This is a genomic window from Pseudomonas sp., assembly GCF_026224925.1.
GTDB lineage: Bacteria > Pseudomonadota > Gammaproteobacteria > Pseudomonadales > Pseudomonadaceae > Aquipseudomonas.
The window spans coordinates 1-9,686 of record NZ_JAMFRV010000380.1 but is presented as its reverse complement, the minus strand read 5'-3'; the positions used below and the strand labels follow the sequence as shown (position 1 = coordinate 9,686).

Below are 9,686 nucleotides of genomic sequence, written 5' to 3'. Positions count from 1 at the left end.
TTCATCACCCCATTGGGTGCCCAGGACTACGACATTCTTACCCATAACACTTGTCCTCATTCACGCAAACTGGGTGCCGGCTGCGGCCGGCAAGGAAACTCAAGAGGCCAGCGGCAGCAACTGCCAAAGCCCGTCATGCTGAACCAACTGCCGGTCACAGTCGGCATCGCGCGCGGCAGACACTGGCTGCCCAGGCAATGCCTGAACCACACGGTGACCGTCACTGCGCAACTGGCAGACCTGTTGCCAGAGTGCCGTATCTGTACTGTCGGGCATCCAGATACCGCCAGACGGTAGCTCGATTTCCGCACGCCCCATTGTCACCAGGGTTTTCAAATCGGTAGAAAAACCGGTAGCCGGACGCGCCCGGCCAAAATCTGCACCGATGTCATCATAACGACCGCCTTGGGCGATCGACTGACCAACACCAGGCACGAATACCGCGAACACAACGCCGGTGTGGTAGTGATAACCACGTAACTCGCCCAGGTCGAAGTACAACGGTAACTGCGGGAAACGCGTAGAAAGGCGCTCCGCAATGGTCAACAAATCATCCAGCGCAGCCAATACTGGCGCTGGCGCATGAGCAAGACGATCACGGGCCGACACCAACACTTCAGGTCCGCCGCACAGATCGACCAGCGCACGCAACATGGTCGCCAAATCAACTGGCAAGCCTTCGGTAAGTACGATGACTTCGTCTATCGCTTTACGCTGCAAAGCGTCGAACAACTGCTGCTCGACCTCGCCCGACAAACCGGCCGCACGGGCCAGACCACGGTAAATGCCCACGTGGCCCAGGTCCATATGCACATCCGGCACGTCGGCCAACTGCAGCATCGCCAACATCAGGCTGATGATTTCAACATCACTGCTCGGGCTGGCGTCGCCATACAACTCTGCGCCCAGCTGGATCGGGCTACGCGAGGATGACAAGGCACGCGGCTGGGCATGCAGCACGCTGCCGGCGTAACACAGACGGCTCGGCCCTTCTCGACGCAGGGTGTGCGCATCGATGCGCGCAACTTGCGGCGTGATGTCTGCACGAAAGCCCATTTGCCGACCCGATTGAGGGTCGATCACTTTGAACGTGCGCAGGTCAAGGTCCTGGCCCGCGCCAGTCAGCAGCGACTCCAGGTACTCAATATGCGGGGTGACGACGAATTCATAGCCCCAGCTTTGGAACAGGTCCAACACCTGACGACGCGCTACTTCAATGCGCGCCGCTTCCGGCGGCAGTACTTCTTCGATGCCATCTGGTAGCAGCCAGCGGTCAACCGTTGCCATTACGCCAATCCCCTATAATCCGGGCGGCCAGCCTTGAGGGCGAGCCTTGAGTGAAGCAGAGTGTGGTCAGGTGCAACGTGCCTGCGTACATCACAAGCCCAGCAGTACCAGCGGCCCGAGACCCGCCTTGCGACCACCCTCCTCGAAAAACCTTGCCCAGCGCATTACCACGCCGCGGCCTATCCATCGTGCAGACGCAAAAAAGCCGGGATTTTCCCGGCTGCCGCATCATACACACGTTTTCGCTCGTGATCACCCCGCCAGGCAGTTTTGCCGCCCGGCGGGTGAATCGATTACGGCTTGGATTTTTCCAGATAGCGGAAGAAATCGCTGCTTGGATCAAGCACCATCACGTCGCTTTTGTTCGCAAAGCTTTCACGGTAGGCACGCAGGCTACGGTAGAACGCGTAGAACTCCTGATCCTGACCATAAGCCTTGGAGTAGATCGCCGCGGCCTGAGCATCACCATCACCGCGAGACTCTTCCGACTCACGATAAGCTTCTGCCAGCAGAACTCGACGTTGACGATCAGCATCGGCACGAATGCCTTCTGCCAACTCGTTACCCTTGGCCCGATGCTCGCGCGCTTCACGCTCACGCTCGGTGCTCATGCGCTCGAACACGCTGCGGTTCACTTCTTTCGGCAGGTCGATAGCCTTGACCCGAACATCGATGACTTCGATGCCCAGTTCTTTATTGGCCATCGCATTCAGCGAAGCAGTGATATCCGCCATCAGCGCGTCCCGCTCACCTGACACAACTTCGTGCAAGGTACGCTTGCCGAACTGATCTCGCAGCCCGGATTCAAGACGACGAGACAAGCGCTCGTCCGCGATTTGCTTGAGGCCAGACGTTGCGGTGTAGAAACGCTCAGCGTCCTTCACACGCCACTTGGCGTAGGCATCAACCATGACAGCTTTCTTTTCCAGCGTCAGGAATCGTTGCGTCGGTGCATCGAGAGTCAGCAAGCGACCATCGAATTTACGCACCTGATTGACGTAAGGAACCTTCACATGCAAGCCCGGTTGCACGTCAGCCTCGACGACACGACCAAACTGCAACAGGACCGCACGTTCAGTCTGGGCCACGATGTAGAAGCTGTTCCAGGCAACGACTGCCAGCACTACACAAACTATCAGGGCGATCAGCGATTTATTGCTCATCAGCGACTCTCCCTTGTACGCGTATCATGCTGCTGTTGAGCCTCGGATGCAGCACGTGCCCCGATCTCGTTGCTCGCGGCAGGGCCTGCGATTGCAGGAGCGTTGGTTGCACGACCGCTTTCGATCATTTTGTCCAACGGCAGGTAAAGCAGATTGTTCTGCCCTTTATTGCCGCCAGTCACGAGCACCTTGCTGGTATTGCTGAACAGCTCTTGCATGGTGTCCAGATACAAACGCTCACGCGTCACGTCTGGAGCCTTGCGGTATTCAGCCACTAGCTTGGTAAAACGATCCGCTTCACCTTTGGAGCGGGACACGACTTCATCGCGATACCCATTGGCGTCTTCGACGATGCGCTGAGCCTGACCACGAGCTTCCGGAATTACACCGTTGGCGTAGGTTTCAGCCTGGTTACGCGAACGCTGCTCGTCTTCTCGGGCGCGGATCACGTCATCAAAGGCTTCCTGAACTTCACGCGGCGCAGCAGCGCTTTGGACGTTCACCTGAGTGACAGTGATACCGGTGCGATAGGTATCGAGGAAGCGTTGCAGACGCTCCTTGATTTCGCTGGCCATCAACTCACGACCTTCAGTCAGCACCTGATCCATAGCAGTGGAACCCACTACGTGGCGTAAGGCACTTTCGGTCGCGTGCTGCAGACTCACTTCCGGCTGATCGACGTTCAGTACGAAGTCTTTCAAGTTGGTGATCTTGTACTGCACGGTCAACGGCACTTCGACGATGTTCTCGTCTTCAGTCAGCATTTGCCCTTGTTTGCTATAGGCACGCTCACGGGTGACGTTTTCCATGTATTTACGATCAAACGGCGGGAAATAGATATTCAGACCCGGACCGACAGTGTCGTAGTACTTGCCGAAGCGCAGCACCACGGCTTGCTCCTGCTCGTCCACGACGTAAATAGCGCTGTATAGCCAGATTGCGACCAGCACAACCAAGCCGATGCCGAGTAGACCCAGACCACCGCCTTTGCGCTGTCCGCCGTCTTCACCGCCGCCACTGCCACTGCGTTTCTTGCCACCACCGAACAACCCATTCAGGCTTTCCTGTAGCTTTCGGAAGGCCTCGTCGAGATCTGGTGGCCCCTTGCGGTCGCCGCCCTTGCGCTTACCACCCCAAGGATCCTGATTATTCGAGTTGCCACCCGGCTCATTCCAAGCCATAGCGCTCTCCATCTGATAAAGCAAAGACGCGCCCACGGCGCGCCGACCAATGCTACAGAATGCCTACGTCAGCGGCACAGCCGCTTTCTCAGGCTTTTATTGCAAAGTGTGTTGCTCGATGAATTCCAGAGGCTGCATTCCTTCGCGACTCACCAGGCGATTGAACTCAACACGCGGCAAACGGACGGCCAACAGACTGCCACCCTCATCATCATGCTCTTCGCTTTGCACAGCGCCCAACTTGAAGAACTGTGCGCGCAGTCGAGCAAAACGCTGAGGCAAGCGCAAGGTGCCAACGAATAAATCGTCGCTTAGCAACTCAGCCACAGCCTGTTTAAGCAGGTCCAGGCCTCGACCATCACGGGCAGACAACCAGACCCGTTGCGGCTTGCCATCGGCATCGCGCTGAATCTGGGGCTCTACCCCTTCGAGCAAATCGAGTTTGTTATACACCTCGAGGATCGGTATGCCATCGGCCCCGATCTCACCGAGCACTGCCATCACCTGCTCGATTTGCGCCAAACGCTCAGGCTCATGGGAATCGATGACGTGCAACAGCAGGTCAGAGTTACTTGATTCTTCGAGAGTGGCGCGGAACGCTTCGACCAGTTTGTGCGGCAAATGACGAATGAAACCTACGGTGTCGGCCAGCACGATCGGCCCGAAATCTTTGAGCTCGATACGTCGCAGCGTCGGATCAAGGGTAGCGAACAGCTGGTCAGCAGCAAAAACGTTGGAGTCGGTCACCGCGTTGAACAGTGTTGACTTGCCAGCGTTGGTGTAACCCACCAGAGAGACAGAAGGAATATCGGCGCGCTGGCGACCTCGGCGAGCCTGATCCCGCTGACTGCGGACCTTTTCCAGACGGCTCTTGATTTGCTTCACGCGAACACGTAGCAAACGCCGGTCGGTTTCCAGCTGGGTTTCACCAGGACCGCGCATGCCAATGCCACCGCCCTGCCGCTCCAAGTGAGTCCAGCCACGAACCAGACGCGTGCTCATGTGATCAAGCTGGGCCAGCTCGACCTGCAATTTACCTTCATGAGTACGCGCACGCTGCGCGAAGATATCCAGAATCAAACCCGTACGATCAAGTACGCGACACTCGAAAACACGCTCGAGGTTGCGCTCCTGACTGGGCGTAAGGATGTGATTAAAAATAACGATGTCTACCTTTTCAGCTTTGACTTGGTCGCGAAGCTCCTCGACCTTGCCGCTGCCAATCAGGTATTTGGCTGATGGCCGATGACGTGGCACGTTAACGAACGCGACAGTATCGGCGCCGGCCGAAATCGCCAACTCCTGAAACTCCTGCGGGTCTTCGCGCGCCTCAGGGTCCTGGCCATCCAAATGAACGAGAATAGCCCGTTCACCACCACCGTGGCGCTCAAAGAACAAAGCAGACTCCTATCAGGCGTTACCTGGCTCAGCATCGCCGGCTTCGGTTTCGGCTGCGCTAGGCAAACGAATTGGACGAACCGGAACAACAGTAGAGATGGCGTGTTTGTAAACCATTTGGCTGACAGTGTTCTTGAGCAGAATGACGAACTGGTCAAAAGACTCGATCGTGCCTTGCAGCTTGATACCGTTAACCAGATAAATCGAAACCCCAACCTTTTCTTTACGCAAAGTATTCAGGTAAGGGTCTTGTAGCGAATGCCCTTTTGACATGTGCCGCACTCCTTTAAGGATCAATAGAAAAATAGTAAGCAAATTGGCTTACGCCGCCACCCCCCAAGGATAGACGGCAATTGCAAGGTCTCAGCTCAATATGGAGACCGATCCCAAGTATTTCAAGGCACGCGGCAGATTGTCGCAAGCCAGGCTGTCCAACCACTGCAAATCTTGCCAACTGCGTAACCAGGTGAACTGCCGTTTGGCCAACTGGCGCGTGGCAATGATGCCGCGTTCCTGCATTTGGTCCCACGTCAATTCGCCGTCCAGATGATCCCAGACTTGGCGATAACCTACGGCCCTTATCGAGGATAACCCAGTATGCAGGTCACCTCTGGCGCGCAGGGCTAGGACCTCGTCAACGAAGCCCTGTTCCAACATTTGTAAAAATCGTTGCGTAATTCGTTCATGCAGCAGGTGGCGATCTACCGGAGCGATGGCCAACTTGGCGACAGTATAGGGCAATTGATGACGGCCCGAGGCGGCTGCTTCAGTACTTTGAGCAGTTTGTTGCTCACGGTGTGCGGTCATGCTCATACCGCTCACTCGGTACACTTCGAGTGCACGAATCAAACGCTGTGGGTCATTTGGATGTATTCGAGCCGCTGAAACCGGGTCAATCTCCGCCAATTGATCGTGCAGGTCTTGCCAGCCGAGGGCTGCGGCCTCGGCTTCGAGGTGCGCACGAACGATTGGGTCAGCCGGCGGCATGTCTGCCAAGCCGTCCTGTAACGCCTTGAAATACAACATGGTACCGCCCACCAGCAGCGGAATTTTGCCCCGAGAGGTGATATCCGCCATCGCCGCTAGAGCATCGCTGCGAAAATCAGCGGCGGAATAGCTTTGCGCGGGGTCAAGAATATCGATCAGCCGGTGCGGAAATTCGGCCAACTGTTCTTTGGACGGCTTGGCAGTACCGATGTCCATACCGCGATACACCAGCGCTGAATCGACGCTAATCAGTTCACATGGCAGCGCCTGGGTCAGTTCCATGGCCAAGTCGGTCTTGCCAGCGGCGGTCGGCCCCATGAGGAAAATAGCCGGAGGCAAGGCACTCATCAGCGACCGCGCAAAAATAGTTTGTCCAGATCATCCAGGCCCATTTGGGTCCAGGTCGGACGGCCGTGGTTGCACTGACCGCTGCGCTCGGTATTTTCCATGTCGCGCAGCAATCCGTTCATTTCCGGCAAGGCCAGACGCCGATTCGCACGCACCGCGCCGTGACAGGCCATGGTGCCGAGCAATTCATTGAGGTGCGCCTGAATACGGTCACTGGTGCCGTACTCCATCAGGTCGGCCAACACGTCGTGCACCAGCCGATTAGCTTCGGCTTGCTTGAGCAGCGCGGGAATTTGCCGAATCGCCAGGGTTTCCGGCCCCAACCGCTGCAGCTCGAAGCCCAGCTTCTGGAACCAATCCATGTGTTCTTCGGCGCAGTCGGCCTCGCGCTGGCTCACAGCGATGGATTCCGGCACCAGCAACGGCTGACCACTTAGCCCTTCGCTGGCCATAGCGATTTTCAAGCGCTCGTACATGATCCGCTCGTGGGCGGCGTGCATATCCACCAGCACCAGACCGTGGGCGTTTTCCGCCAGGATATAAATACCTTTGAGCTGCGCCAAGGCGTAACCCAGCGGTGGAATATCATCCTGCGAGTCCGGCAACGGTGCAGAGCCGGCACCTGGCAACGGCGCAAAGAATTCACGATAAGCACTTTGCGCTTCGGCGGCAGGCAAGACAGCACCCGGACGTGGCGGGGAATACTGGTACTGATAACCCGCACCCGAACCAGTACCCGCAGGCCTGGCATAAGGCTCGGCCTGAGGCTGCTCCAGCAGATTATTTGCCAGGCGCATTTCGCCCTGCGGCCCAAACTCACCAGCGTCCGGCCCTGTTGGACGCACGATTGCCGTCACCGACACCGAGCCATTCAAGTGGTCTTCGGGCCGCACGTCGCCGAGGGCGCGGTGCAGCGTGCCATACAAGAAGTCGTGAACCATGCGCCCATCACGGAAGCGGACTTCGTGCTTGGTTGGATGCACATTGACGTCGACTACGGCCGGATCGACTTCGAAAAACAGCACAAAGGTCGGGTGACGGCCGTTGAACAACACATCGCGATACGCTTGGCGTACGGCGTGGGCAACCAGCTTGTCGCGCACGGCACGGCCGTTTACGTAGAAATATTGCAGGTCTGCCTGGCTGCGAGAAAACGTCGGCAACCCCACCCAACCCCACAAATGCAGGCCATTGCGCTCAACCTCGATCGGCAGCGCTTGCTCCAGAAAGCCCGGACCACAAATTGCCGACACGCGTCGTGCGCGGGCGTTGTCGTCATTGGCTTCGTGCAGGCTGAGAATGGTTTTGCCGTTGTGCCGCAGGTGAAACGCGACGTCGAAACGCGCCAACGCCATACGTTTGATCACCTCTTGGAGGTGATCGAATTCGGTTTTTTCCGCTTTGAGAAACTTACGCCGCGCGGGGGTATTGAAAAACAGATCGCGGACTTCCACTGAAGTCCCTACCGGGTGCGCGGCGGGCTGAACCCGGGACGCCATGTCGCGGCCCTCGGTTTCGACTTGCCATGCTTGATCAGCATCCTTGGTACGCGAGGTCAGAGTCAACCGCGCTACGGAGCTGATCGACGCTAGCGCTTCGCCACGAAACCCCAGGCTCATGACCCGTTCAAGGTCTTCCAACTCGCGAATCTTGCTGGTGGCGTGACGGGCCAAGGCCAACGGTAAATCGTCGGAGGAAATGCCACCTCCATCATCGCGTACCCGCAGCAGCTTGATTCCGGCCTGTTCAACGTCAATGTCGATACGCTTGGCGCCGGAGTCGAGGCTATTTTCCAGCAGCTCCTTGATCACCGAAGCCGGACGCTCGACCACCTCGCCCGCAGCGATCTGGTTGGCCAACCGGGGACTTAGCAGTTCAATACGAGCGCTGCTGAACACTGATTCCGTCATGGTTGAGCAACCAATGCGGTGCTCGGGATATTAAGTCTCTGACCATTAACAGCTCGTCAGACTTGAGATCATTGGCATTGCGCAGGCTACCGACAGTTACTTGATAACGCACCGCGATCATTGCCAGGGTTTCACCCGATTGGACCGTGTGATCACGGGGGCCTTGAACGATTTTGCCGCTGTCACGCAGCCAGGCGATGTAGGTGCCCTGCGGTGGATTTTGCTGGAAGAACTGTTTCACGCCAGCGCTGATCGAGCGAGCCAATGCTTGCTGATGCGGCGCCCCCGTGAGTTTCGCGGCTTCTGCTGCGTTAGAGATAAAGCCGGTTTCTACCAGAATCGACGGAATGTCAGGCGACTTGAGCACCATGAACCCGGCCTGTTCAACCCGCGACTTATGCAGAGATGTCACATGGCCAATGTTGCTCAGTACTTTCTGCCCAACGTTAAGGCTAGAAGACAGCGAGGCAGTCATGGACAAGTCCAACAATACGCCAGCGAGCATTTTGTCTTTATCGTCGAGACTGACTGCGCCCGCACCACCGATCAAGTCGGAGCGGTTTTCGCTGTCGGCCAACCAACGCGCCGTTTCAGACGTGGCGCCCCGCTCAGACAAGGCGAATACCGAAGCACCAAATGCTGCGGAGGAAGGCGCGGCGTCGGCGTGAATAGAAACGAACAGATCGGCGCCTTTCTTGCGGGCAATCTCTGTGCGCTTACGCAGCGGAATAAAATAGTCGCCGGTACGCGTCAGTTCGGCGCGGTAGCCCTTTTCTGCGTTGATCTGACGCTGCAACTCCTTGGCGATGGACAGCACGATGTCTTTTTCTTTCTGACCGCGCGCACCACCTGCACCAGGATCTTCACCGCCGTGACCGGCATCAATGGCAATCACGATGTCGCGCTTGCCGTTGGGCACAGGTGTCAGCTTGATCTCGGGTTTAGCCGGGCTGACGGGCACGGCAGGCGCGGTATTGGCTGCGGTGTCGGGAACAGTTGGGCTTGGGTTGGCGTCAGCGGCATCATCGAACAAGTCGACAACCAGTCGGTTGCCGTACTGCTGGTTCGGCGCCAACATGAAGCTCTTGGGTGTCACCGCCCTTTTCAGGTCGATGACCACGCGCAGGTCAGTCGGTGTGCGCTGAGCCGAGCGCATGCTGGTGATCGGCGTATTGGCCGTGGATAATTTCAGCGGCGCGGCCATGGTCGCGCCATTGATATCGATGACTAGGCGATCAGGCGAAGTGAGGGTGAACACGCTGTGCTGCACAGGACCAGAAAGATCGAAAACCAGCCGAGTGTTATCCGGTGCACGCCATAAGCGAACACTTCGGACCTGTGAGGCCGCTAAAGCATCGACAGCCAGTGCCGACAGCAGCAGACCTACAACAGTAACCAGCGCGCGCATGCGC

The 9,686-nt window shown here is 57.5% G+C and carries 7 protein-coding genes and 1 pseudogene; all 8 read right to left on the bottom strand.

All coding sequences use genetic code 11. The features are described from left to right. Positions 1–99: 99 nt before the first annotated feature. On the bottom strand, positions 100–1,287 hold the full coding sequence (locus M0974_RS16710; RefSeq protein WP_297838957.1) for an ATP phosphoribosyltransferase regulatory subunit: 1,188 nt from the start codon (positions 1,285–1,287) through the stop codon (positions 100–102). Positions 1,288–1,580: 293 nt separating this feature from the next. After that, a complete protein-coding gene (gene hflC, locus M0974_RS16705) occupies positions 1,581–2,450 on the bottom strand; it encodes a protease modulator HflC (RefSeq protein ID WP_297838954.1) in 870 nt (289 codons plus the stop codon). Continuing rightward, positions 2,450–3,631: an FtsH protease activity modulator HflK gene (gene hflK / locus M0974_RS16700; protein ID WP_297838952.1), complete on the bottom strand. Its 1,182-nt coding sequence runs from the start codon at positions 3,629–3,631 to the stop codon at positions 2,450–2,452. Before hflK ends, hflC begins: the two co-directional genes overlap by 1 nt. A 96-nt stretch (positions 3,632–3,727) precedes the next feature. Then, positions 3,728–5,029 carry a ribosome rescue GTPase HflX gene (gene hflX, locus M0974_RS16695; RefSeq protein ID WP_297838949.1) on the bottom strand — a complete coding sequence of 434 codons (1,302 nt, stop codon included), beginning with the start codon at positions 5,027–5,029 and terminating at the stop codon, positions 3,728–3,730. Positions 5,030–5,041: 12 nt separating this feature from the next. After that, positions 5,042–5,302: an RNA chaperone Hfq gene (hfq, locus tag M0974_RS16690; protein WP_297838946.1), complete on the bottom strand. Its 261-nt coding sequence runs from the start codon at positions 5,300–5,302 to the stop codon at positions 5,042–5,044. A 90-nt stretch (positions 5,303–5,392) separates the two neighbouring features. After that, on the bottom strand, positions 5,393–6,364 hold the full coding sequence (gene miaA / locus M0974_RS16685; protein ID WP_297838944.1) for a tRNA (adenosine(37)-N6)-dimethylallyltransferase MiaA: 972 nt from the start codon (positions 6,362–6,364) through the stop codon (positions 5,393–5,395). Continuing rightward, complete coding sequence (gene mutL, locus M0974_RS16680) at positions 6,364–8,262, bottom strand: DNA mismatch repair endonuclease MutL (RefSeq protein ID WP_297838960.1); 1,899 nt, start codon at positions 8,260–8,262, stop codon at positions 6,364–6,366. The genes miaA and mutL overlap by 1 nt, the downstream gene beginning before the upstream one ends. Before the next feature lie 8 nt (positions 8,263–8,270). Then, positions 8,271–9,686, bottom strand: a pseudogene (locus M0974_RS16675) (N-acetylmuramoyl-L-alanine amidase); the annotation flags it as partial.

Bases quoted from the DNA above. Each gene is read 5' to 3' on its own strand.
- hflC (WP_297838954.1), bottom strand. From the start codon at position 2,450: ATGAGCAATAAATCGCTGATCGCCCTGATAGTTTGTGTAGTGCTGGCA.
- miaA (WP_297838944.1), bottom strand. From the start codon at position 6,364: ATGAGTGCCTTGCCTCCGGCTATTTTCCTCATGGGGCCGACCGCCGCT.
- hfq (WP_297838946.1), bottom strand. From the start codon at position 5,302: ATGTCAAAAGGGCATTCGCTACAAGACCCTTACCTGAATACTTTGCGT.
- M0974_RS16710 (WP_297838957.1), bottom strand. From the start codon at position 1,287: ATGGCAACGGTTGACCGCTGGCTGCTACCAGATGGCATCGAAGAAGTA.
- hflK (WP_297838952.1), bottom strand. From the start codon at position 3,631: ATGGCTTGGAATGAGCCGGGTGGCAACTCGAATAATCAGGATCCTTGG.